The sequence below is a fragment of the Paraburkholderia sp. RL18-101-BIB-B genome, from assembly GCF_046026985.1.
GTDB lineage: Bacteria > Pseudomonadota > Gammaproteobacteria > Burkholderiales > Burkholderiaceae > Paraburkholderia.
In genome coordinates, this window is record NZ_JARESV010000001.1 from 306,032 (window position 1) to 329,906 (window position 23,875).

Here is a 23,875-nt window from a genome sequence, read left to right on the forward strand (position 1 = left end):
CGGCAAATAGGCCACGCTATCGGCGCGGAAAGACACACAGATGCATCTTCACATACAGATTCGGATTGCCGCAGCGATGGCCGGCGTAGTCGATCTGCTCGCCTGGCGCGAGATCCGTCGGCGCCTTTTGCGTGGAAGTCGACGTATTAGCGGAAGCCGCTGGCTTGCCGCCGCTGCTTGCACATCCTGCGAGGCCGGCGGCCAGGATCATCAGCAAGGCAGATTTCTGCAGTAACGCGCGCATTCGCCGCCTCGTCATTCGTGGAAGAAGATGAGTCATCCTGCTCCGCGAAGGTCGCCGCCAGCATCACGCCAAGATGACAAAAATCTCATGCAAACGGCCTTCGATGCCGCCTTTGTCGATACCGCATGTCCTGACATTTTTCTCATGTTGCGGTCACGATGGCACACCGCCTGCGATTCATACTGGACTCACGAATCGCCGACCGGCGGTCGCCACAAAGGAGATCTCGACATGAATGCTGCAAGACTCTTCACCCTGTCCGTCGTTGCCATGACGATGATCGGCGCGCTCTCACCAGCCGCGCAGGCGCAAGGCAAGTCTCGCGAGCAGGTGAACCACGAACTCGTTCAAGCCCAGCATGACGGCGTGACGCCAACCAGCAAGACACAATACCCGCCGGATGCCAACACGATTGCCCGGAACAAGCAGACGCACGCGGTTACGCGGCATGCCGGTGAGAAGGCACCGTCAATGGATCAGCATGACAAACTCGTCGCGAACAAATAGCGGCGCATGCCGCCGGAAGCGAGCTTCTCCGGCGGCATACCTTTGCCCGTTGCGCGCGGACGCGCGCTCGCTCAATCTTTATGGGCGGGCGGCGTCGTCCGTCATGGACATGGTCAGGCCGTTATTCGAACATTCGCGCCGGGGAAATTGCAGCCAGAAACGGGTGCTGACATGAGGCCGGCTTTCGCACCCGCACTGTCCTGCGTGGCTGTTCATGATCGACTTCACGATGGCAAGACCCAGCCCCGTGCCCGAGGCCGAACCGTGCCGCGACGGGTCGACACGATAGAACCGCTCGAATATGCGCTCGATATGACGAGCGTCGATTCCCGCTCCCGAGTCCGACACGCTCAGCGTGGTCGAGCCCGGCTCCTGCTTGCAGTCGATGGTAATCGTGCTGCCTTGCGGCGCCTGCACGAGCGCGTTCGACAGCAGGTTGCTGAGCGCGCGTTGAAAGAGCAGCAGATCGGCCTGCACGGTGCCCTCGCCCGTCACCTCGATCGTGACCTGCGCATCTTCGGCCATGGTCTCGTAGTAGCCGGCGACGCGTTCGGCCTCCGCAACCGCGTCGAGCGAACGCAAGGACAGCGGTGCGTCAGCCTGATCGGAGCGCGCGAGGAAAAGCATGTCTTCGATCATGCGCGACAGTCGCTGATACTCGTCCACACTCGATTCGATCACGTCCCGGTAGTCTTCCGCGCTCCGACGCTGTGACAGCGCCACTTGAGCCGCGGCGAGCAGATTGGTGAGCGGCGTGCGTATGTCGTGGGCAAGATTGGAGGAGAACTGGCTCAGCCGGGTGAACGATTCGTCGAGCCGCGCCAGCATGCCGTTAAAGGCGTGCTCCAGTTCCTTCAACTCGCCCGACGCTTCCAGTTCTGGCAGAGGCAGCGCCAGGCGGCTTGTCGACATCTCCTCTGCCCGAGCCACCAGCCTGCGCAGCGGAAGCAGGCCCAGCATGGCGATGCCGTACGCAAACGCGGCGGCGAGCACCACGCCTAATACTTCGATGACCACCGCGGTGTACGCATACGCGCGCAACAGAGCCTGATCACTGGTTCCATCGTACTGAACGGCGACGCGCACCAATGGCCCGATTCCGTCATTGAGCGGCACGCTTTCCACCAGGTATCGAAGATTCGAACCGGTGGGCGCGAGATTCACGGCCGCACCGCTCGCCCCGGTTGCGGGGATCGGCGGGTAGGGCCGAAACCCCAGGGTGCTCGACAGGCGCTGCCCCATCGTATCGTAGATGGCGAGCGCCAGGTTCGGGTGCCCATGCAACAGGTCGATCCACGTCTCCGCATTGCCGGCAATGCCATCGGTATTCTGGATCCCCGCCAGATGCGTGCGCAACGCCGCCATCGTGCCGGCCATATGCTCGATCGAGGTCGACTCGAGGCGGCTGCGCAGCGCCTCATATAGCGCGAAGCCGCTCAACGCGAGGATCGCCGACGTCGACAGGATGATGAGAGCAGTGAGCCTCGCCCGCAGCGTTCGCGGCACCACGCGCCTGATCAATTGCCGCCGTCCCGGTTTTCCAGCACGTAGCCCATGCCTCTCACGGTGTGAATGAGCTTGGGTTCGTAGGCGTCGTCGACCTTGGAGCGCAGCCGCCTGATTGCCGAATCCACCACGTTCGTGTCGCTATTGAAGTTCATGTCCCACACCTGCGAAGCGATCGTCGCGCGAGGCAGGATTTCGCCTTCCTTGCGCATGAGCAGCCACAGCAGCGTGAACTCCTTGGCCGTCAGCAGGATCACGTCGCCCTGACGGGTTGCCTTGCGCCGCGTCAGATCCAGCTCGAGATCCGCGACCTTCAGCGAGGTGGATTCACGTGGCTTGCCGCGCCGCAGGATCGACCGCACGCGCGCGATCAGCTCGACGAAGTCGAACGGTTTCGCGAGGTAGTCGTCGGCGCCGAGCTCCAGTCCCTTGACGCGATCCCCAACGTCGTCGCGTGCGGTGAGAAACAGCACGGGCGTGAGCCGCGTGCGGCGAAGGTTTTGCAGCAGCGTCCAACCGTCCTGTCCCGGCAGCATCACGTCGAGGATCAGCAGGTCGTAGTCTTCCGTCTCCGCCTGATGCTGACCCGTGACGCCGTCTTCCGACCAATCGACAACATATCCCGCCTCCGATAGCCCCTTGCGAAGATAGGCGCCGGTCTTCGGCTCGTCTTCCACTAACAAAATCCGCATTCACACTACCTCGAAAAAATGCCGAACCGGCGCAGTAGCTGGGCGGGCGAAGTTTTCGCCAGCCCGCTCAGGGCAGCAGCGCGCCATGACGACGAATGAGCGGCCCGGTACAGCACGGGCAAAACCAGCAGCGTCAGCGCCGTGGACGACAGGATGCCACCAATGACCACCGTTGCCAGCGGCCGCTGCACTTCCGAGCCCGTGCCGGTGGCGAATGCCATCGGCAAAAAGCCGAGCGACGCGACGAGCGCCGTCATCAGGACCGGCCGCAGCCGCGTCAGGGCGCCCTCACGGACAGCCGCGTCCAGTTCCGTGCCCTCATCGCGCAGGTTTCGAATAAAGGAAATCATGACGAGCCCGTTCAGCACCGCGACACCCGACAGCGCAATGAAACCGATCGCCGCCGTAATGGAAAGCGGGATATCCCTCAACCACAACGACAGCACGCCGCCGCTCAATGCGAACGGAATGCCCGTGAACACCAGCAAGCCATCCTTAGCATTATTAAACATGATGAACAGCAGGACAAACACCATGAAGAGCGACAGCGGCACGACCAGCTTCAGGCGCTCGGTCGCGCTTTGCAACTGCTCGAATTGTCCGCCCCACGACAACCAGTAACCCGAGGGCACCTGAACGTCCTGACGGATCTGCTCGCGCGCGTCCGCCACGAAAGAGCCGACATCGCGTCCGCGCACATTCGCGCTCACCACGACGCGCCGCTTGCCGTCTTCGCGGCTGATCTGGTTGGGACCAGGGGCGACGTCGACGGTGGCCAGTTCGGCGAGCGGCACATAAGGCGCCTGCGCGAGCGGCACGCTGCCGCTCACCGGCGCGGGGAATGGCAACGCAATCGGCAGGCGCTTGATCGCTTCGATATCCGAGCGAAGTTCGTCCGGCAAGCGCACGACGATATCGAAGCGCCGGTCGCCCTGAAACAGCGTGCCGGTTTTCTGCCCGCCGACCGCCGCCGCGACCGTGTCCTGAATGTCACCGACCGTGACGCCGTAGCGCGCCAGCTTGTCCCGGTCCACGTTGATGGTGAGAACCGGCAAACCGCTGGTTTGTTCCATCTTCACTTCCGAAGCGCCCGGCACTTTCTGCAATGCCGCCGCGATCTTCTCGCCCGTGCCGCTGAGCACCGCCATGTCGTCGCCGAAAAGCTTCACCGCCACGTCGCTGCGTACGCCGGAGATCAATTCGTTGAAGCGCAGTTGAATCGGCTGGGAGAACTCGTAGCTATTGCCCGGCAGTTCAGCGAGCACCGCTTCGATTTCCTCGACGAGTTTGGCGCGCGACTTGTTCGGGTCCGGCCACTTGTCCGTCGGCTTGAGCATGATGTAGCCGTCGGACAGATTGGGCGGCATCGGGTCCGCGGCGATTTCCGCCGTCCCCGTGCGGGCAAACACGCGTTCGATCTCCGGGAAGCGTTGCTTCAACGTTTTCTCAATAGACTTTTGCATGCTGACCGATTGGGACAGACTCGTGCCCGGAATACGCAATGCGGCAACGGCCAGGTCGCCCTCGTTCAGACTCGGGACGAACTCGCTGCCGAGTCGCGCCGCCAGACCGATGCTCAGCGTGACGATCAGCGCCGCGCCGGCGAACACACGTTTCGGGCGCGTCATGAAAGCGGTGAGCAGCGGCTCATAGGCTTGCCTCGCCCAGCCCATCAAGCGGTTTTCCTTTTCCTCGACGCGCTTGCCGATGAACAGCGCCACCGCGGCGGGGATGAAGGTGACCGTCAGCACCATCGCGGCAGCCAGCGCCATCACGACCGTGACCGCCATCGGGTGAAACATTTTTGCCTCGACGCCGGTGAGCGCGAAGATCGGCAGATAGACCACCATGATGATCAATTGACCGAATATCAGGGCGCGCCGCGCTTCCTGCGACGCGCCGAAGACTTCGGCGAAACGCTCCTCGCGGGTCAACGGCCGCCCGGCGAGCGTCTGTGCGTGAGCAAGGCGCCTCACGCAGTTTTCGACGATCACGACCGCGCCGTCGACGATGATCCCGAAGTCGAGTGCGCCCAGACTCATGAGGTTGGCGCTCACCTTCGCATTGACCATGCCGGTGAAGGTCATCAGCATCGACAGCGGAATGACGAGCGCCGTGATCAGCGCCGCGCGCATGTTGCCGAGAAAGAGGAACAGCACGACGATCACGAGCACCGCGCCTTCGAGCAGGTTCCTCTTCACTGTCTGCACGGCTTTCTCGACCAGCACGGTGCGGTCGTACACGGGAATCGCGCGCACACCTGGTGGCAAGGTACGGTTGACGTCTTCCATCTTGACGGAGACCGCCTTGGCGACGGTGCGGCTGTTCTCTCCGATCAGCATGAACACGGTGCCGAGCACGACCTCTTCGCCGTTCGACGTCGCGGCGCCCGTGCGCAATTCACGGCCCATGTCCACCTGTCCGACGTCCTTGATACGAACCGGCACGCCGCCCACGTTGGTGAGCACGACATTGGCGATGTCTTCGACCGAGCGGGCCTGGCCTGGCACGCGCACGAGATACTGCTCGCCGCGCTTTTCGATGTAGCCCGCACCGACATTCGCATTGTTACGGTCGATCGCGCGCACCACGTCCGCGAGCGTCAAGCCGTATGACATGAGCTTGGCGGGATTCGGTGCGACCCGGAACTCCTTCACGAAGCCGCCGATGGAATTCACCTCGGTGACGCCCGGCACGTTGCGAAGCTGCGGCTTCACGACCCAGTCTTGAAGCTCGCGCAAATCTGCCGGCGTGTAGCGGGTTCCGTCCGGCTTGACGGCCGACGCGTCGGCCTCCACCGTCCACAGATAAATCTCGCCGAGACCCGTGGAGGTCGGCCCCATCGCCGGCGTCGCGCCGGGCGGCAGCTTGTCCTTGGCTTCCTGAATCCGCTCGTTGACGAGCTGACGCGCGAAGTAGATGTCGGTGCCGTCCTTGAAGATCACCGTGACCTGAGAGAGCCCGTAGCGGGAGATGGAGCGCGTCTGCGCCAGATTGGGAAGTCCGGCCATTGCGGTCTCTACCGGATAGGTGATGCGCTGCTCGGCTTCGAGCGGCGAATAACCCGGCGCTGAAGTGTTGATTTGCACCTGAACGTTGGTGATGTCGGGCACGGCGTCGATGGGCAGCTTCTGATAGCTGTACACGCCCCATCCCGCGACCGCGGCAACGGCCAGCATGACCAGCCAGCGGTGCGCGATGGCGAAGCGAATCAGTCTTTCAAACATGCGGAGGGTCCTTGGAAACCGAGGCTCGGGAAAGCGGTCTGCTTACTGCAAGTCATCGCAGGTCATGACGGGTTCATGGCGTCGGGGCGTCAATGTTCCTCGACACTGCCCTTCCCGAGTTCAGCCTTGAGGACGAAACTGTTCGCGGTGACATACTTCTGGCCCGGCAGAAGTCCTTTCACCACTTCGACGACCTTGTCGTCACGGCGCCCCGTCTCGACCGCCTGAGCGACAAAACCCTTGGGCGACTGCACAAAGACGGCGGGCCCGCCGTCTATCTCCTGCAGCGCGTCGCTCGCCACCGCGAGCGGCACGCTTTGTTTGCCGGCATCCACCGACACATTGACGAACATGCCCGGCCGCCACGCGCCATCGGGATTCGGCAGCACCACCCGCGCCGGCGCGGTGCGGGTTTGCTCGCCGAGCAGCGCGCCGACGTAGGCAATCGGACCACTCGACTTCGAGTCGAACGCGGTGGCGCTGACCGTGGCTTCGCGGCCGACACGCACATCGTTCAGGCGCTGCGCCGGCACCGCCATTTCGGCCCATACGGACGAGAGGTCCGAGAGAATAAAGACCTTGGCATCCGCGGCGATCGCCTCACCGGGCGTCGCGTGCTTCTCGACCAGCGTTCCGGCAAACGGCGCGCGCAATTCGTAACGGTTCAAGGCGCCGGCCGATGGCGGGGCATTCAGCGCGGCAAGCTTCGCGCGGGCGTTCTGCGTGGCGATCTCGGCTTCGCGTAACTGTACCTGCGCCTGGAGGTAGTCCTGCTCGGCGGAGATGCGCTCCTGCCAGAGCGTCTTTTCGCGTTCATACGATGTTCGTGCGGCCGCGAGCCGGCGCTCCGCGCTCAGCAATTCGCTTCTGCGATCGGCAAGATCGGTGCTGGCGATGACCGCCAGCACTTGCCCCTTCGCGACTTTCTCACCGATCGAAACATCGACTCGCTCGACGATGCCCGCCACGCGTGGCACGACGTGGGCCGTGCGATCCTCATTGAATCTGATCTCACCAGGAAGCTGGAATGTCGTGAGAATCTGCGCGGGACCGACGCGGTCGAGACGAATCTGCGCCGCCTCGATTTGCGCCGCGCTGAGCGCGATTGCACCATCGGCCCGCGAAAACACGAACGATGCGGATTGTCCGCGCCACTTGAGATGAATGAATGCGTCGAAGACGTGAGGCTTCGCGATCGGTTCGGCGGACGTCAGCTTCTGACCTGCCGACGCGAATTGCAATGGCTGCATCGAACCGTCGTAACGCGTAATGGAACCCGACACGACCAGGTCCTTGTCCGCGGGTTTGCCGTCGACGAAAGGATAGACGACGAGCCGCGCGTCCCCCGGCTTCTCGGACAGGACGACTTCGACAGCCAGCGCACCGTCTCTGAACACGGTGCCGCCATGCTGGCCGGACGAACCCTGCGCGCTTGCCGATGCTTCGACGGCGCCCGAAGTATCTCCAGTATTCGACGACACCCGCGTCATCGCGAACACGGCGAGCGCGACGCTCACGCCGCTGAGGGTCACCACAGTGGCGACGATGAGTTTTCTGCGCAGCATGAAAAATCCTTCAAGGTAAGCGAGGCGCACTGTTGCGAAGCGGGACACCGACAAGCCGGCCGATTTCGGCGTAGGCCAGGTGCGCATCGGTCAATGCCTGGACGTATTGCGACTGGCCCTGAAACAGCGTGCGCTGCGCATCCAGGACATCGAGAAAGCCAAACTTGCCGAGCTCATAACCGCGCGACATTGCGTCGAGCGCCTCGCGCGCGGCCGGCAGGACATCGGTTTTCAGGCGCCGCGCCTCCAGGCTCGATCGCTCGTAATTGGCGTACGCCTGAGTCAGCTCCAGTTGCAGGCGCGCCTTTTCACTGTCGAAGTCGGCGCTTGCCTTCTCGGCTTTGTGAACCGATTCGAGCAGCGCACCTTTGTTGGTGTCGAAAAGCGGAAGCGGAATGGAGATGCCGACCACGGCCTGGTTGTCGGACACCCCGCCGGTCACGACCCGCTTCATGCCCGCGCTGAACGTGATATCCGGAATGCGCTTCGCGCGCTCGACGGCAATGGCGGCGTTGCTCCGCAACCTCTCGGCCTTCGCGGCGCGCGCAAGCGGCGCGTCGATCAGTTGAGGCAATAGTTCGGCAAGCGGTTCGATCGCCGGCACGCTTTCGATATCGCCGGTCGCGGGGCGTCCTCGCACGAGCGGACTGCCCGTCACGTTGGCGAGTTTTTCCGCGGCAATGGTCAGCCGCGAGGCGGCGTTGGCCTGCTCGATCTGAACGCCGGTGGCGGCGACCCGCGCTTTGGTCGCCTCGACCGGCGACACCTTGCCCGCGCGCGCGCGTTTCTCCGCCAGCTCCGCGGACCTCGCCGCGATGTCGGCCGATTCACGCGCGACCTGCAACTGGCGCTGAGCCGCGAGCATTCCGTAAAACGCGGCAATGACGTCTGAGCGCAAGGTCGCGCCGCGCGCATCGAGCGATGCGAGCGCCACCTCGCGTCCATAGGAAGCGACGTCGAGGCGCGCCTGACGCTTGCCGCCGAGTTCGACGGTCTGGTTGACGAGTGCCGTCGACGTGCGCTCCGTGCGGCCGAACCCCTCCTGCAGCAGCGAGATCTGCGGATTGGGTCGGGCGCCCGCCTGCCTGAACGTGCCGCGCGATCCATCGGCGTCGGCGCGCGCGCCGCGCAGCAGCGGGTTGTTCTCGGCGGCGATGCCGAGTGCCTCGTCGAGCGGCAAGGCGGCGCCGGACGGCGCGGCCAGTGCGGTCGATGGCGAAGGCCGATTGCCTTCCACGAGCGCCGCATCGGCTTGCGCAAAGGCCGGATTCACCGCAGCGATCGCAAGTACGGCAGCAAGGTTGCGGGTGAGCATGGATGCGTGATGTGTTGACGAGGTGCGACCGATGCTACGGCGCTGCCGCAGTGCCAACATGGCGGAAAAATGAGATTTTTGTCATCTTCGGCAAGCGGCGCGGGCGGCAGCGGCGGCACAACGGCGCGTCACGGCTAAAAAACGCCAGCCTTGTCATAATGATTGCCCCACCCCAAACCCAGCCCACTCCACGGAGCCCCAATGAATCATCCAACCGCGCAGCCCTCCACCGCCACCGTCCGCCGCGTCGCCTTTCTCGGCCTCGGCGTGATGGGCTATCCCATGGCCGGCCATCTCGCGAAAGCGGGCCTCGACGTGACCGTGTACAACCGCACGGCGTCGAAGGCGCAGCAATGGGTATCCGAGTACGGCGGCCGGGCCGCGAACACGCCGCGTGAAGCGGCGAACGGCGCCGACCTGATTCTCGCGTGCGTCGGCAACGACGACGATCTGCGCAGCATCACGCTCGGCGATAACGGTGCGTTCGCGGGCATGGCGCCCAATACCGCGTTCGTCGATCACACGACGGCGTCGGCGAACGTCGCGCGCGAGCTAGCGGAAGTCGCGCGCCAGAAAGGTCTGCATTTCATCGACGCGCCCGTGTCGGGCGGCGAATCCGGCGCGCAGAACGGCAAGCTGACGATCATGTGCGGCGGCGAGCCCGCCGTCTTCGAGCAGGCATCACCGGTCCTTGCGCACTACGCGGCGGCCGTCACGCTGATCGGGACCGTCGGCGCCGGGCAACTGGCGAAGATGGTCAACCAGATCTGCATCGCCGGCATGGTGCAGGGACTGTCTGAGGCGATCAACTTCGGCCAGCTCGCGGGCCTCGACATGCCGCTGGTGCTACAAGTGATCGGCAAGGGCGCGGCGGCCAGCTGGCAGATGGACAATCGCGGCAAGACCATGATCGACGGCAAGTTCGATTACGGCTTTGCCGTCGACTGGATGCGCAAGGACCTCGGCTTCTGTCTCGACGAAGCGAAGCGCAATGGCGCGTCGTTGCCGGTGACCGCGCTCGTCGATCAGTTTTATGCGGACGTGCAGGCGCTCGGCGGCAATCGATTCGATACGTCGAGCCTGATCTGGCGCTTGCGGGCCCTCAAGGCGGCGCAATAACAGCGGCGGGCGCTGCATACGCGCCCGCCTTGCATGACTCGCGTCACTTACTCATTTGTGCCGCTTGCGTCACTCGTATCACTTGCGCCACCGCAACGGCCGGCGCAAGTGATGGCGCTCCAGCCGCACCGCCGCTCCAGCGTGCAGGAAAGACGGCATGCCGCCCAACTCGACGCCGGCGGCGCGCTCGCGTTCTTCATCGGCCTCGACCGTCTTGCTGGTGTCGATGAAGAGCGCCGCCAGCATACCGACCGCGAGCAGCCCCGCGGAGATATTGAACGGCACGTTGTAGCTGCCGGTCTTCTCGATCAGATAGCCGAACACCACCGGCGACACCATCCCCGCCACGCCGAAGCCCGTGTTCATCATGCCGCCGGCCGTGCCCGCATACTTGCCGGCGATGTCGAGCGGCAACGTCCACAGCACAGGGTTGGTGATTTCGAGGAAGAAGAACGAAGCCGACAGGAACCACACGGCCGTGAGCGGATCGGTGGCGGACACCATCGGCAGCAGAAACACCAGCGAGCCGCCCATGCCCACCACCAGCACCGCACAGCGCGCGAAGCGCAGGCGGCCCGTGATCTTGAAGAGCTTGTCCGACACGACGCCGCCGAGCGTGTCGCCGACCACGCCCGCGAGCAGCGGCAGCGCGGTGAAGAGCGCCAGTTGCTTGAGATCGAATCCGCGCGACTCGCGCAGATAGGACGGCAACCAGGTCAGATAGACCCACAGCAACCAGCCATAGCAGAAGTCGACGAACGTGACGAGCCACATGCGGCGCACCAGTTTGCGCCATGGCGTGGCCGCATGTTTGGCGCGGTCGCAATCGCCGGCGCGGTAGCCGATCTCCGCGGTTTCCTCGGCCGTGATGCGCCGGTTCTGTTCCGGCGAATTCGTGAACACGAAGAGGTAGAGCACAGTCCACGCGAGGCTCGCGATGCCGAGCAGGATGAACGCGTCGCGCCAGCCGCCGGTCGCCACCACGGCCAGCACGAGCGGCGGCGTGATCGCGCCGCCCAGGCGCGCAAAGCTGTGCGTGATGCCTTGCGCGAAGCCGCGCTCGGCTACAGGCATCCAGTAAGTGAAGGCGCGCGTCGCGGTAGGAAACGCGCCGCCTTCGCCGATGCCGAGCGCGAAGCGCATCACGACCAGCATGGTGACGCTGCCCGCGAAACCGGTGGCGAGCGTCGCCACGCCCCAGATCAGCGATAGCACCGTGAGCACCAGTTTCGGCCCGTACTTGTCGGCGAGCCAGCCGCCGATAATCTGCATCGCCGCATACGGATAAGCAAAGGCCGAGAACACCAGGCCGAGCTGAACGGTCGTGAGGCCCATCTCGTGACGAATCAACGGGCCGGCCACGGCAATGTTCACGCGATCGATGTACGAAATGAAGTACATCAGGCACATGACCGCCAGGATGATATGGCGTGTCTTGACACGCCGGATACGCGTTTCCATGCTGTCTCCTATCTCTTTTATGTATCGACGACGGCCGCGAGCGGCCGCCCGATTTACCGGACTGCGACTGCCTGCCTGTCTCCGCCCGCGCCTTGCCCGCTCGCGAGCGGCACCGCGTCAGGTGGGCACCAGCTTGAGCCGCTGCACCTTGCCGGAAGGTCCGCGCGGCAGTTCATCGACGAAGTGGAATTCTTTCGGCGTCTTGTAGCGCCCGAGTTCGCGCACGCAGTGCTCGCGCAGATCCGCCGGGTCGGGCGCGCTGCGTCCCTCGCTCGTGCGCGCCACCACGAAAGCGACGATCTCCTGGCCGTATGCCGGATCGGGCACGCCGACCGCCGCCGCGTCCAGCACATCGGGATGACGCAACAACGCTTCGTCGATTTCGCGCGGCGCAATGTTTTCGCCGCCCTTGATGATCAGTTCCTTGGCGCGGCCGTTGATGTAGAAGTAGCCGCCCTGGTCGCGATAACCGAGGTCGCCGGTGCGCAGCCAGCCGTCCGGCGTGAAGGCGGCGGCCGTTTCCTCGGGCCGCTTGTAATAGCCGCCCATCACCTGCTCGCCGCGCAACACCAGTTCGCCGCATTCGTTGGCGGCGCATTCGCGCCCCTCACGGTCGATCACGCGGGCTTCGCCGCCCGAGGGCAGACCGATGCTGCCGACGCGCCGCCGGTCCATCTCATACGGATTGCTAAAAACCGGCGCGGCGGTTTCCGTCATGCCCATGGTTTCGATCACGCCGATCCCGAAACGCGCTTCGAACGCGCGATGATGATCGGCGGGCAATGCGGCCGACGCGCTGCGGCAAAACTTCAGCGCCGACAGATCGTAGGTGCAGGCTTCGTCGGCATTGAGCAGATACGCGACGATCGTCGGCACCACGTTGATCCACGTGCAGGCATGAAGCGCGACGTCGCGCCAGAACGTGCGGGCGGAGAAGCGCGATGTCATCACCGCCGAGCCGCCATGGAACAGCGGCGCGAGCAGCGTCACCACCAGACCGTTGATGTGATAGAGCGGCAACGACGCGAGCACGCGATCGTCCGACGTCAGCCGGTGCTCGGCGCTGATGTTGCGCGCGTTCGCCATTAGATTGCGATGCGTCAGCAGGACGCCTTTGGGCGTGCCCGTCGTGCCCGAGGTGTACATCAGCAATGCGACCTCGTCTGCTGTGGGCTCGTGCGCCGTTGCGACATCCGCTGTGTGCCGCGGCGCGCGGCCGCGCTTCGCGAGCGCTGGCGCGGCGGCAGCGTTCGCGCCATGTGCCGCGGTTTCGGCCAAAGCAGGTTCACGCTTCGCGAGCGAAGGCGGTTCGGCATCGTCCGGTTCGGTCTGGATCAACGCGATCTCGCGCGTCAAGCCAGCAGCGCGCAGTTCGGCCACGGCCGTGCCGATCACCGCCTGCGTGTCGCGCGCGGTGAAGATCATCCGCGTATCGGAATGGTCGACGATATAGCGCACCTGCGAGGGCTGACACAAAAGATTGAGCGGATTGGCCACCAGCCCGCTGTACATGGCCGCTAGCAACAGACGGGCCGTCTGGATTCCATTGCCCATGAACACGGAAATCACATCGCCCGGCCGCAGGCCGGCTTCCCTGAAGCGTGTCTCGATCACTCGGCAGTCGTCGCGCAGTTCGCGAAACGTCAGCACGGTCGCGCGCCGGTCAGGAACCGCCGTTTCGTCGTCGTCGAGTGCGGCCAGCAGGAAGGGCTTGTCCGGATGCTGCGCGGCGCGCTCGTCGATCAGCGCGCGAAGGGTGGCGGGCGTGTTCATCGGCCGTACCTCGCGAAGAAATCGCCGAGCAATTCGTCCGTTTCCGGCACGCGCTCTTCGATTGGGTACGCGACCCGCGTGGTGTTCAGATAGTGGCGGAAGCCCAGATTGCCCGAGAAGTTGTTGCGGCCCCACGTGCCACAGCCCATCGACAGCGAAAACGGCAAGCCGTTGTCGAAGTTGCCGCCGGTGGCGAGGCAATGCGCCTGATTCACGATCACGCGCGCGACCGGCAGTGTCACGCCAAGCTGAACCGCTTGCGCGGTATCGGTCGAATGCAGTCCGACCGAATGGCCCGCGCCCATGTACGCGTAGATGCCGCGCACCACGTCGGCTGCGGCAGCGAAATCGGCGGCGCGATACACGGCGAGCACCGGCGCGAGTTTCTCGCCGGAAAACGGATAGTCGGTGCCCGCGCCGCTCTCTTCCACCATCAGGAAGGCGGGGTGGCGCGCGGCGACCTCATCCAGACCCGCCACGCGTGCGATCACCTCGGCGGACTTCGCCGTGCACTGCTCGGAGAGCTTGCCGTTGACCCACATCACCGCTTGCAAGCGGGCCTTCTGCTCGGCGTCGAGGAGTACCCCGCCGCACGCGGCGAGTTCGGCCAGCATCGGCTGATAGACGGCGTCTTCGATCACGACGCTGTTTTCGGACGAGCAACTCGTCGCGTTGTCGAAAGTTTTTGAGCGCAGGATCTTGCGCGCCGCATCATGCAGATCGGCGGACGCCGTGACGATCGAAGCGACATTGCCCGCGCCCACGCCGAACGCGGGCGTGCCGCTCGCATACGCCATGCGCACATTCGCCTGCGAGCCGGTGGCGACGACCAGATCGCACTGCCGCATCAGCGCGGCGGTCGCCGCCTTGCTGATCGGCGCGGGCAGCATCTGCACGAGGTCCGGATCGATACCGGCTTTGGCGAATTGCGCGTGAATGAACTCGATCAACAACGCGCAAGACGAGTAACCTTTGGGGGACGGCGCGACGATTACTGCATTGCCGCATTTGAGCGCGTTGATGATCTTGTTGGCCGGTGTCGCCGCCGGATTGGTCGACGGCGTGATCGCCGCCACCACGCCCACTGCGCGCGCGATCTCGACGATGCCGCTCGCCCTGTTTTCCGCGATTACGCCGGTGGTCTTCTGTCCGTGCAGGTCGCGCAGCAAGCCGAGCGTTTTGCGATAGTTCTTGCGGAACTTGTCGTCGGCGTTGCCGAGACCCGTATCGTGCACGGCGCGTTCCGCCAGTTGCCGGTTGCGCTCTGGCTCCATGATGGCCCACGCGGCGGCGTCGGCGGCGGTATCGAGCGCCTGTTGTCCTGCATTCTCGAAAGCACGCTGCGCCGCGCGCGCTTTCGCGACGAGCGTGGCGACGATGCGCTCGGCTTCGCCGTCCGCATGGTGGCCTGCGATTTCGGCTCCTGTGGCCCTGACGTTCATATGGATTCGCTCCGCGTGAATGAATTGATTGCAGTGCTATCAATCTAGCCAGCCGCGCTTAGGGCGAAGTCCCGTTTTTCGAGCTATCCACTGCAGTGCGTTTGCCAGCATCGGAAAACGCAAAATTCGGTACTTTCCATAGTCCCGAAAAGCAATGAAGTCGATGCAAAATCAACGCTGTGAATACGCTGGCGAGGGAGTGGGATGTCGACGTCAAACCAGTCGAATGCAGCTGCAGTGCGCGCGTTTCGCGTACTCGAAACGCTTGCCGAAGCGGGCGGCCCGCTTTCGATGACGGAACTCGTCAATGCGCTCGGCCTGCCCAAGCAGACCGTCCACCGTATCCTCGTGCAACTGATGGATGCGTGGCTCGTCACGCGCGGCGCGGGCGATCGTCTTTACGAATGTTCGCCACGTGTGCGCATGCTCGCGGTCAATGTGCTGATGCATGCGGGACCGGCCGCCGCTCGCCACGTGCTGCTCGAACAGCTGGTGGCGAAAATCGGCGAGACCTGCAATCTGACCATGCTCTCCGGCAACGATGTCGTCTATGTGGACCGCGTCGAAACCGAATGGCCGCTGCGCATGCATTTGCAACCGGGTTCGCATGTGCCCTTGCATTGTTCGGCGAGCGGCAAGCTGCTGCTGAGCTTTCTGCCGAAGGACAGACGCGAACGCGTAATCGAGACGCTGCCGCTGCGCGGTTATTCGGAACGGACGATCACCGATCGCGACGCGTTGCGCAAGGAACTGACCACCACGCGGCGGCGGCTTCTCGCGATCAACAATCAGGAACATCTGCAAGGGCTGATCGCGATTGCGGTGCCTGTCATGCTGGATCGCAATCGCGCCTGCGCGGCGATTGCCGTGCAGGCGCCGGTGGGCAGAGTCACGCTCGACGATCTGCTCGCCTTCGTGCCTGACTTGCGCCACGCGGCGGAAGAGACTGCGAAGACGTTTCGGGAATGACGCGGCGTGAGGCCGCGCGAGCCTGGCCGTGGCGAGAAACGCGCTTTAATGAGCGGCGCGCTTCTGCGATCCAAAGCAAACTGCAGACTCAGGACTGCGCATGCGCAACCGCATCGAACGCACCGCCCCGCTTCCTCTCGATCGCGCGCACCGACAGCGCCGATATCAATGCCGAGAACAGCACGTACGCGCACACCGTCCACGGTTTTCCGCCGTTCAGCCGCATCAGGATCGTCGCAATGATCGGCGTGAGTCCGCTCGCGAAGATGCCGGAGAACTGATACACGAACGAGATACCCGTATAGCGCACTTTGGCGTCGAACAGTTCGGCAAACAATGCCGCCTCAGGACCGTACACCATCGCGTAGAAAATGCCGAATGGCACCACGATGGCCGCCCAGATCAACAACGTGTTGGCCGGCTGCATTTCGATCAGCCAGAAAGCCGGAAACACCGACACGCCGCAAATCAGCGAGCCCCAGAAATACACCCGCGCGCGGCCGAGCTTGTCGGACATGCTGCCGAACAGCGGGATGAAAAAGCACATCACGCCCGCCGCGATCATCACGCCGAGCAAGGCGTCGGTGCGGCTCATCGAGACATGTTGCGTAAGGTAGCCGATCGAAAACACGGCGAAAATGTTGAAGAACACGCCATCGATATAACGCGCGCCCATGCCGAGCATCACGGCGCCGCGATAGCGCGTGATCATGTCGACGAACGGAATCTTCGCTTCGCGCCGATTGCGTTTGAGCGCGAGGAATTCGGGCGTCTCCATCACTTTGGCGCGAATATACAGGCCGATCAGAACGAGACCGAGCGATGCGCCGAATGCGATCCGCCAGCCCCACGACAGAAAGGCCGCTTCGGGCAATAAGCGGGACAGGCCCGCGACCATCCCCGATGCGAGACATAGTCCGATCGACAAACCGATCTGCGGCAAACTCGCGTATAGGCCGCGCTGTTCAGGCGGCGCATATTCATACGCCATCAACACCGCGCCGCCCCATTCGCCGCCGAGCCCGATGCCCTGCAACACGCGCAGCGACAACAACAGGATCGGCGCCCAGATGCCGATCTGCGCGTAGGTGGGAATGAACGCGACGCCAGCCGTCGAAATCCCCATGATGACGAGCGTCAGAATCAGCGCGGACTTGCGGCCGATCCGATCGCCGAAATGGCCGAATATCACGCCGCCGAGCGGCCGGGTCACGAAGCCCACCGCAAAGGTCGAATAAGCGAGCAGCGTCGACACGAGCGGATCGTTGGCGGGGAAATAGAGCTTGTTGAATACGATGCCGGCGACCACGCCGTAAAGAAAAAAGTCATACCATTCGACGGTTGCGCCGATCACACTGGCGAACGCAACGCGACGGATAGCGCGGGGATCGATTGCCATAGCAGCAGCTCCTCAATGGACGGCCATGCCGTGCGTGTCGATACGCACGGCCGGCCGGGAACCCCAGTTGTCTCCTCCGGGGCGGTTTATGTGCAGCCTCCGGGGCGTCCATTCGCTGGCCGTCCCGCGGCTGCGTATTGCGGCGGATAGTGCCCGCCGTTGTTTTGCACCTGCTATGTTATGCGGCCACTTTCGCCGCGGGCGTCGTCGCCACACCTCGATCGACACCGCTTGCGTCGTGCAGAATCATGTCCGACGCTTTTTCAGCCACCATCACGATCGGCACATTGGTATTGCCCGACACGAGCGTCGGCATGATCGAGCAGTCGACCACGCGCAGCCCCTGGGTGCCGTACACGCGCAAACGTTCGTCGACCACCGCGAGCGGATCGCCTGCCGCGCCCATCTTCGCTGTACCAGACGGGTGGAAAATTGTCTGTCCGTACTCCCGGCAGAAATCGAGCAGTTCGTCGTCGGTTCGCGCGTCCGCGCCTGGCCGCACCTCGCGTTTCATTAGCCCGTTCATCGGCTCAGCCGCCGCGACGCGACGCGCGAAACGCACGCCGGCGATGGTCGTGCGCCGGTCCAGATCCGTGTCCAGATAGTTCGGCTGGATGGACGGCGCCTCACGCGGATCGGCGCTGCGAATGCGCACCACGCCGCGCGATTCGGGGCGCAACTGACAGATCGAATACGTGCAGCCGGGAAAGTCGTGGACGTTGCCGCCCGCGGAGTCCGCCGACAAGGTCGAGAAATGGAACTGGATATCCGGTGTCACCGACTCCTCCGGCAAGGCCCGGCAGAACATGCCGCCCTGGTTGATGCCGACCGCAAGCGGGCCGCTGCGCATCAGCGCCCATTGCAGGCCCATCTTCGCGCGCCCGGTCCATGAACGCAGTTGATCGTTGGTCGTGATCGGCTTCGTCACTTCATAGATCAGACGGATTTGCAGATGGTCCTGCAGGTTCTCGCCGACGCCCGCGCGGTTGGCCACCACGGGAATGCCGAACTCGCGCAGCAGCGCGGCCGGTCCCACGCCGGACAGTTGCAGCAATTGCGGAGACTGCAGCGCCCCGGCGGTCAGAATCACTTCGCGATTGGCGCGCACTTCCCGCAGCTCGCCGTGTTGCCGGTACTGCACGCCGCAAGCGCGGGTGCCTTCGAACAGAATCTTCGAAGCCATCGCATCCGTTTCCACATGCAGGTTCTGGCGTTGCCGCGCGGGCTTCAGATAAGCGACGGCCGTCGAGCAGCGAAAGCCGCGGCGGGTAGTCAACTGGTAGTAGCCGACGCCCTCCTGATCGCCCGTGTTGAAGTCGTCGATGCTTGCCACGCCTAACGAGTTCGAGGCCGCGATAAACGCGTCGACCAGTTCATGGCGCTGCTTGATCGTCGAGGCCCACAGCGGTCCGTCGACACCGCGCGTCGGACCTTCGCCCAGTTCGTTGTGTTCCAGCCGCCTGAAGTACGGCAGGCAGTCTTTCCAGCCCCAGCCGCGATTGCCAAGGCGGGCCCAGTGGTCGTAATCGTCCTTCTGTCCGCGCACATAGATCAGACCGTTGATCGAACTGCTGCCACCCAGCGTGCGGCCGCGCGGCCAATAGAGCCGGCGGTTGTGCATGTTCGGATCGGGATCGGTATAGAAGCCCCAGTTGTAGACCGGGTGAAACATCGTCTTGCCATAGCCGATGGGGATATGAATCCACATGAAGCGATCGGCGGGGCCGGCTTCGAGTAGACATACCGAGTAGCGGCCGCCTTCGGAAAGCCGGTTCGCCAGCACGCAACCCGCCGATCCCGCGCCGACGACGACAAAGTCGAATCGGTCTGCCATGTGACCTGTCTCCTGCATGTTTTATAAAAAACGGTATGTTTCGTTGAAATTTATGTTCAGCCCGTTTCCTGTTCAAGAAATTCCCGCTACTATCGGCTCATCTGAAACAGAAACTGCGGTTTTTGTTTCACTTTTAGAAATGACCCGCCGGCCCGCGCGGCGTACGCGGACGCTGGACAGCCACTGATCGACAGCAAGGAAGCGTATGCAAGCACTCTGCTCGTCCCCACGCGGTGAACCTCTCGCCGAGGATTCACGGGCGCTGCGCGCATTGGCCGTGCTCGAACAACTCGCAGCCGCGGGTCAGCCGTTTTCGCTTTCGCAACTCTCGCTGCGCCTGCACATTCCCAAAGCGACGCTGATGCGGCTGATCGAATCGCTCGAAGCGCAGGGCTATGTGACGCATCTGCCCGATTCGCGCGGCACGGACCGCGGCATCACGCTGGGCCCGAAAGCGGCGCAGCTCGCGCTCACCACGCTGTCCAACAACACCTTCGGGCGCGCCTGCCGTTCGCTGCTGCGCTCGCTGGTGGACACGCTCGGCGAAACCTGCAACCTCACCGCGCTGGATCACGACACTGTTCTCTATCTGGAGCGCGTGGAGACCACTGAACCGCTGCGCCTGCATCTGCAACCCGGTACGCGTGTGCCGTTGCATTGCACCGCGAGCGGCAAGCTGTTCCTGTCGCAGATGCCGCCGGCCGAGCGCCGTCCCGTGCTCGCGCGGCTGACACTGGAGCGCCGAACGCAAGGCACGCTGACGGAACTGAATCTGCTCGAAGCCGAACTCGACCGGCTCGCCGTGCGCGGCATCGGCATCGACAACGAGGAGCTGGTGCGCGGCATGGTGGCGGTCGCGGTGCCGGTGCGCGATGCCAGCGACGGGCACGTGCTGGCCGCGCTGGCGATTCATGCGCCGACCGCGCGCGCGAGTCTGAACGACCTGTTGAAGGCCGTGCCGAAACTCAAGGACGCAGCGCTGAAGCTGGCTCCGCTGTTATCCGCCGGCCCTTCCACGGAGCATCCGTACCATGAGCGCTGAGGCCTTTCCCATGAGCGATCCGTTAGACACGGCGGAGTCCCCAGCCGGCGGCGCCAAGGGCGGGCGGCGTAAAACGGAGCTGTACAATGACGCCGATCCATTTTCCGGAACGGCAGGCATGACCAAAGCGGATACTCCGACGCTGCGCGCATTTGCGCTGCTCGAACACCTCGTCAACGCGGACGGCCCGGTGTCGCTTGCCGACATCGCGCAGGACGTCGCGTTGCCCAAGGCGTCGCTGCATCGCATGCTTGCTTCGCTGGAGGCGGGCGGGCTCGTGATCCGCGAGCCGGGCCAGAAGAACGCTTACGTGATCGGCCCGCGGCTCGCGCAACTCGCGTTGGGGGTGGTGATGCATTCCGGCGCGCGCCGCCTGCGTCATGCGATCCTCGCGCGTCTGGTGGCCGATCTCGGCGAGACCTGCAATCTCACCATGCTGCATGAAACCGAGGTGCTGTATCTCGACCGCATGGAAGCGCCGTGGCCGTTGCGCCTCGATCTCAAACCCGGTTCGCATGTTCCCGCGTATTGCAGCGCGAGCGGCAAACTGCTGCTGGCCATGCTGCCGCGCGAACAGCGCTCGGCACTCGTGCGCGCGCTGAAACTCGAACGCTTCACGCAGAACACCATCACCGATCCGGAACTGCTCGAGGCGGAACTCGACCGGACCGCGCACAAGCGCATTGCGATCGATAACGAGGAGTTTCTGGCCGGCATCGTGTGCGTGGCGGCGCCGATTATCGATGAGAACGGCGCGTGCATCGCGGCGATCGCCGTGCATGCGCCGGTTTCGCGTGCGCCGCTGTCGCGCGCGCTCGAATTCGTGCCGCGTCTTCAGGAAGCTGCCAGGGAACTCGCGGCCACGTTCTGACGCGAGCGCCATAACGGGCGCAAGCGTTACGTCGCAGGCTTCTGCTTGCGCACGAGTTCAGCCAGCAGGCGTACGCCGGCGTCGATCTTGTCGAGCTTGATCGCCGAGAAGCCCATCCGGAAGCAGTGCTTCTGCTCCAGACCGTCCATGAAGAACACGCCGCCCAGTTCGATCAGAATGCCGTGCTGTTCGGCGTCGGCGGCAAGACGCACGGCGTCGAGCCAAGGCGGGCCTTCCACCCAGCACGAAGCCCCGCCCGTAATCGGGATGTGACGCGCTTCGGGTAGGTATTTATCGAGCGCCGCCATCAGCACCAGCGCGCGCTCGCGATAAGCGTGGGCCAGCCTACGCAGCAGCGCGTCGTGATGGCCGAGCGCGAGAAACGTCGCGAACGCACGTTGAATGTACGCCGCCGGATGCCGCACCATGAGCCGGCGCAGCGCGCGCAATTCGTGCACCAGTTCGCGCGGGCCGACGATATACCCGAGCCGCAAGCCGGGCGCGAACGTCTTCGACAAGCTGCCGATGTAGATCACGCGGTCGGCCTTGTCCAGACTCTTGAGCGCCGGATGCGGCAGGCCCGAGAAGTTGTTCTCGCTTTCGTAGTCGTCCTCGATCAGCACGAAGTCGTGCTTCTGCGCGAGTTCGAGCAAAGCATGCCGGCGTTCGATCGGCATGGTGGCCGTGGTCGGGCATTGATGGCTCGGCGTCACGTAGACGTAGTCGCACTGGGCGAACAGATGCGCGTCCTCGACGGGGCGCACGCCGCCTTCATCCACCGGCAGCGGCACCAGTTGCGCATTGCGGTTCTCGAAGATATTGCGCGCGTCCGGATAGCCGGGGTTCTCGAAACCCACCGTGGTGCGCTGGCGCGCGAGCAGATCGGCGACCAGATATAACGCCTGCTGACAGCCGATCGTGATGACGATCTCATCCGGCATCGCAAACACGCCGCGCCGCGGCAGCACGCGCGTGCGGATCTGCTGGATCAGTGTGTCGTCGTCGCGGCCTATAAGATCGGGCGCCCAGTTGCGGATCTCCATCACCGACAGCGCCTTCATACAGCATTCGCGCCAGTCGTTGGTCGGAAAGAGCGATTGGTCGAACTGCCCGTAGATAAACGGATATTCGTAGTCCTGCCAGTTGCCCGGCTTGACGATATTGCGCTGCGCGGAGGGACGACGTTGCACACGCTGGCCCCAATCGGGCCGCGCGGGCGCCTGGTCGTGCTCGCTGCTGGTGGGGACCGTCTGCGCGGGCGTCTTGAAGCCGTGGCGTCCCTCCAGCATCGCCGGATTGACGAAGTGCCCGCTGCGCTCGCGCGAAATCAGATAGCCCTCCTCCACGAGCTGCTGGTACGCCAGCACGACCGTATTTCTCGCGACGCTCAGTTGATCGGCCAGTTCCCGGCTGGACGGCAACGCGGTCTGCGGCGGCAGCTGGCCGTCCAGAATCGCGGCCACCAGCATCTGGCGGATCTGCCCCTGCAGGCTCATGTTCGAGTCGCTCGGACGCTGAAAACGCTGCGTCCAAAGGGCCGTCGCTGTACGGCTGGACATGCTTCCTCCTGAAAGTGAAAGAGCCGCGCCAGTCACGACGATGCTGCGCGCGACAGCCCCTGCCGCCTTGGCGGTGTTGGGCGCGTGCCGGCCAGAGCGCTTCGGCGCGCCGATGTGGACTCAACGATCGGCGCCGTCTGGCACTAACTTGCTCTATTTTTTACTGACGATACTCGACTCACCCCGTCCAAGGCGATTGGGACAAGCACCCGTCGTGGCCACACGACTTCCGTGCTCCATAAACAGCCGCTGTTCAGACCTTTGTGAGACCTATTATGAAACGCCATAAAAACCCGACATCGAAGCCGTGGTTCCAATGGACGGCACGCTGCGTCCTGTCGCTGGTTTTCGCCGCGACGGCGAGCCTTGCGGCGACACCGAGCCACGCGGAGGAAAAGGAAATCACGATCGCCTATCAGCAGATCGTCGATCCGTGGGTGGTCGGCATCGCGAACGGGTCGATCGAAAAGGCCACCGGCTACAAGATCAACTGGCGGCAGTTCGAGTCCGGCGCGAAAGTCGCGACCGCGCTGGCATCCGGCGACGTCAAGGTCGGCGTGATCGGCTCCAGCCCGCTCGCCGCCGCCGTGAGCCAGGGTCTCGATCTGCAACTCTTCTGGATTCTCGACAACATCAACCAGGCCGAAGCGATGGTGGTGCGCAACGGCTCCGGCATCACGAAGCCGGCGGACCTGAAGGGCAAGACCATCGGCGTGCCGTTCGTTTCGACGACCCACTATCACACGATGTTCGCGCTGCAGCACTGGGGCATCAATCCGTCTGACCTGAAGATTCTCAACATGCAGCCCAATCAGATCGTCGCGGCCTGGTCGCGCGGCGACATCGACGCCGCCTACGTGTGGGATCCCGCGCTCGCCGAACTGAAGAAAAGCGGCAAGGTGCTGATCACGTCCGGCGACCTCTCGAAGCTCGGCAAGCCGACCTTCGACGGCATTGCGGTCGATCGCAAATGGGGCGAGGAACACAAGGACTTCATGGCGAAACTCGTCAAGGCAATCGCCGACGCGGACCAGCAATACCGCAGCAATCCGTCGCAATGGAATGCGGGCTCGCCGCAAGCCGCGGCCATCGCGAAGATGATCGGCGGCTCGCCGGCGGACGTGCCGGCATCGCTGTCGCTCTACGCGTTCCCCACGCTCGGCGAGCAGGCCTCCGCGCAATGGCTGGGCGGCGGCACGACGAGCCGCGCCGCGCTCGCGCTGAAAGACACCTCGGAATTCCTGAAGAGCCAGAAGCAGATCAGCGCCGTCCTGCCCGACTACTCGAAATTCGTGACGCCGGCTTATGCCGACGCCGCTGCGAAGCTCAAATGACGTAACCGTGATCCTT

At 64.0% G+C, this 23,875-nt stretch carries 18 protein-coding genes; 6 read left to right on the plus strand and 12 right to left on the minus strand.

Annotated elements, in window-relative coordinates; translation table 11 throughout:
* Positions 1-16 precede the first annotated feature (16 nt).
* The gene (locus P0D73_RS01375) at positions 17-244 is read right to left on the minus strand and encodes a hypothetical protein (RefSeq protein ID WP_408429208.1); all 228 of its coding nucleotides are present in this window, start codon (positions 242-244) and stop codon (positions 17-19) included.
* Between the two features lie 87 nt (positions 245-331).
* Here P0D73_RS01375 and P0D73_RS01380 point away from each other — a divergent pair, with 87 nt between their 5' ends.
* On the plus strand, positions 332-751 hold the full coding sequence (locus P0D73_RS01380) for a DUF4148 domain-containing protein (RefSeq protein WP_408429211.1): 420 nt from the start codon (positions 332-334) through the stop codon (positions 749-751).
* 78 nt (positions 752-829) lie between these two features.
* Here P0D73_RS01380 and P0D73_RS01385 read toward each other — a convergent pair whose 3' ends face one another.
* The 5 genes from P0D73_RS01385 to P0D73_RS01405 all read right to left on the minus strand — a co-directional run bounded on the left by P0D73_RS01385 (position 830) and on the right by P0D73_RS01405 (position 9,056).
* Complete coding sequence (locus P0D73_RS01385) at positions 830-2,272, minus strand: heavy metal sensor histidine kinase (RefSeq protein ID WP_408429214.1); 1,443 nt, start codon at positions 2,270-2,272, stop codon at positions 830-832.
* Positions 2,269-2,949 (minus strand): heavy metal response regulator transcription factor IrlR, encoded by a 681-nt coding sequence (gene irlR / locus P0D73_RS01390; RefSeq protein ID WP_408175096.1) that lies wholly within the window; start codon positions 2,947-2,949, stop codon positions 2,269-2,271. The genes P0D73_RS01385 and irlR overlap by 4 nt, the downstream gene beginning before the upstream one ends.
* Positions 2,950-2,954: 5 nt before the next feature.
* Positions 2,955-6,176 carry an efflux RND transporter permease subunit gene (locus P0D73_RS01395; RefSeq protein WP_408429217.1) on the minus strand — a complete coding sequence of 1,074 codons (3,222 nt, stop codon included), beginning with the start codon at positions 6,174-6,176 and terminating at the stop codon, positions 2,955-2,957.
* A gap of 89 nt (positions 6,177-6,265) precedes the next feature.
* Positions 6,266-7,741, minus strand: a complete 1,476-nt coding sequence (locus P0D73_RS01400; protein ID WP_408429220.1) for an efflux RND transporter periplasmic adaptor subunit — start codon at positions 7,739-7,741, stop codon at positions 6,266-6,268.
* Between the two features lie 10 nt (positions 7,742-7,751).
* A complete protein-coding gene (locus P0D73_RS01405) occupies positions 7,752-9,056 on the minus strand; it encodes a TolC family protein (protein WP_408429223.1) in 1,305 nt (434 codons plus the stop codon).
* 201 nt (positions 9,057-9,257) lie between these two features.
* Between P0D73_RS01405 and P0D73_RS01410 the strand changes: the two genes are divergently transcribed.
* Positions 9,258-10,175, plus strand: a complete 918-nt coding sequence (locus P0D73_RS01410; protein ID WP_408429225.1) for an NAD(P)-dependent oxidoreductase — start codon at positions 9,258-9,260, stop codon at positions 10,173-10,175.
* 78 nt (positions 10,176-10,253) lie between these two features.
* On the opposite strand, the gene P0D73_RS01415 is transcribed toward P0D73_RS01410, so the two are convergent.
* The 3 genes from P0D73_RS01415 to sauS all read right to left on the minus strand — a co-directional run bounded on the left by P0D73_RS01415 (position 10,254) and on the right by sauS (position 14,851).
* On the minus strand, positions 10,254-11,636 hold the full coding sequence (locus P0D73_RS01415; protein WP_342960570.1) for an MFS transporter: 1,383 nt from the start codon (positions 11,634-11,636) through the stop codon (positions 10,254-10,256).
* 117 nt (positions 11,637-11,753) lie between these two features.
* Positions 11,754-13,409, minus strand: a complete 1,656-nt coding sequence (locus tag P0D73_RS01420; RefSeq protein ID WP_408429228.1) for an AMP-binding protein — start codon at positions 13,407-13,409, stop codon at positions 11,754-11,756.
* On the minus strand, positions 13,406-14,851 hold the full coding sequence (gene sauS, locus P0D73_RS01425; RefSeq protein WP_408429231.1) for an acylating sulfoacetaldehyde dehydrogenase: 1,446 nt from the start codon (positions 14,849-14,851) through the stop codon (positions 13,406-13,408). Before sauS ends, P0D73_RS01420 begins: the two co-directional genes overlap by 4 nt.
* Positions 14,852-15,055: 204 nt before the next feature.
* Here sauS and P0D73_RS01430 point away from each other — a divergent pair, with 204 nt between their 5' ends.
* A complete protein-coding gene (locus P0D73_RS01430) occupies positions 15,056-15,820 on the plus strand; it encodes an IclR family transcriptional regulator (protein WP_132377965.1) in 765 nt (254 codons plus the stop codon).
* Between the two features lie 88 nt (positions 15,821-15,908).
* On the opposite strand, the gene P0D73_RS01435 is transcribed toward P0D73_RS01430, so the two are convergent.
* On the minus strand, positions 15,909-17,219 hold the full coding sequence (locus P0D73_RS01435) for an MFS transporter (protein ID WP_408429234.1): 1,311 nt from the start codon (positions 17,217-17,219) through the stop codon (positions 15,909-15,911).
* Between the two features lie 178 nt (positions 17,220-17,397).
* Positions 17,398-19,053 (minus strand): GMC family oxidoreductase, encoded by a 1,656-nt coding sequence (locus P0D73_RS01440; RefSeq protein ID WP_408429237.1) that lies wholly within the window; start codon positions 19,051-19,053, stop codon positions 17,398-17,400.
* Between the two features lie 205 nt (positions 19,054-19,258).
* Between P0D73_RS01440 and P0D73_RS01445 the strand changes: the two genes are divergently transcribed.
* Positions 19,259-20,095 carry an IclR family transcriptional regulator gene (locus P0D73_RS01445; protein ID WP_132377972.1) on the plus strand — a complete coding sequence of 279 codons (837 nt, stop codon included), beginning with the start codon at positions 19,259-19,261 and terminating at the stop codon, positions 20,093-20,095.
* A gap of 118 nt (positions 20,096-20,213) precedes the next feature.
* Positions 20,214-20,966 (plus strand): IclR family transcriptional regulator, encoded by a 753-nt coding sequence (locus P0D73_RS01450; RefSeq protein ID WP_408175107.1) that lies wholly within the window; start codon positions 20,214-20,216, stop codon positions 20,964-20,966.
* A gap of 26 nt (positions 20,967-20,992) precedes the next feature.
* Here P0D73_RS01450 and pdxR read toward each other — a convergent pair whose 3' ends face one another.
* Complete coding sequence (gene pdxR / locus P0D73_RS01455; protein WP_408175108.1) at positions 20,993-22,525, minus strand: MocR-like pyridoxine biosynthesis transcription factor PdxR; 1,533 nt, start codon at positions 22,523-22,525, stop codon at positions 20,993-20,995.
* A 275-nt stretch (positions 22,526-22,800) separates the two neighbouring features.
* Here pdxR and tauA point away from each other — a divergent pair, with 275 nt between their 5' ends.
* Positions 22,801-23,859, plus strand: a complete 1,059-nt coding sequence (tauA, locus tag P0D73_RS01460; RefSeq protein ID WP_408175110.1) for a taurine ABC transporter substrate-binding protein — start codon at positions 22,801-22,803, stop codon at positions 23,857-23,859.
* The last annotated feature ends 16 nt before the right edge of the window (positions 23,860-23,875 follow it).

Bases quoted from the DNA above. Each gene is read 5' to 3' on its own strand.
- P0D73_RS01375 (WP_408429208.1), bottom strand. From the start codon at position 244: ATGCGCGCGTTACTGCAGAAATCTGCCTTGCTGATGATCCTGGCCGCC.
- P0D73_RS01380 (WP_408429211.1), top strand. From the start codon at position 332: ATGCAAACGGCCTTCGATGCCGCCTTTGTCGATACCGCATGTCCTGAC.
- irlR (WP_408175096.1), bottom strand. From the start codon at position 2,949: ATGCGGATTTTGTTAGTGGAAGACGAGCCGAAGACCGGCGCCTATCTT.
- P0D73_RS01395 (WP_408429217.1), bottom strand. From the start codon at position 6,176: ATGTTTGAAAGACTGATTCGCTTCGCCATCGCGCACCGCTGGCTGGTC.
- P0D73_RS01400 (WP_408429220.1), bottom strand. From the start codon at position 7,741: ATGCTGCGCAGAAAACTCATCGTCGCCACTGTGGTGACCCTCAGCGGC.
- P0D73_RS01405 (WP_408429223.1), bottom strand. From the start codon at position 9,056: ATGCTCACCCGCAACCTTGCTGCCGTACTTGCGATCGCTGCGGTGAAT.
- P0D73_RS01410 (WP_408429225.1), top strand. From the start codon at position 9,258: ATGAATCATCCAACCGCGCAGCCCTCCACCGCCACCGTCCGCCGCGTC.
- P0D73_RS01415 (WP_342960570.1), bottom strand. From the start codon at position 11,636: ATGGAAACGCGTATCCGGCGTGTCAAGACACGCCATATCATCCTGGCG.
- P0D73_RS01420 (WP_408429228.1), bottom strand. From the start codon at position 13,409: ATGAACACGCCCGCCACCCTTCGCGCGCTGATCGACGAGCGCGCCGCG.
- sauS (WP_408429231.1), bottom strand. From the start codon at position 14,851: ATGAACGTCAGGGCCACAGGAGCCGAAATCGCAGGCCACCATGCGGAC.
- P0D73_RS01430 (WP_132377965.1), top strand. From the start codon at position 15,056: ATGTCGACGTCAAACCAGTCGAATGCAGCTGCAGTGCGCGCGTTTCGC.
- P0D73_RS01435 (WP_408429234.1), bottom strand. From the start codon at position 17,219: ATGGCAATCGATCCCCGCGCTATCCGTCGCGTTGCGTTCGCCAGTGTG.
- P0D73_RS01440 (WP_408429237.1), bottom strand. From the start codon at position 19,053: ATGGCAGACCGATTCGACTTTGTCGTCGTCGGCGCGGGATCGGCGGGT.
- P0D73_RS01445 (WP_132377972.1), top strand. From the start codon at position 19,259: ATGCAAGCACTCTGCTCGTCCCCACGCGGTGAACCTCTCGCCGAGGAT.
- P0D73_RS01450 (WP_408175107.1), top strand. From the start codon at position 20,214: ATGACCAAAGCGGATACTCCGACGCTGCGCGCATTTGCGCTGCTCGAA.
- pdxR (WP_408175108.1), bottom strand. From the start codon at position 22,525: ATGTCCAGCCGTACAGCGACGGCCCTTTGGACGCAGCGTTTTCAGCGT.
- tauA (WP_408175110.1), top strand. From the start codon at position 22,801: ATGAAACGCCATAAAAACCCGACATCGAAGCCGTGGTTCCAATGGACG.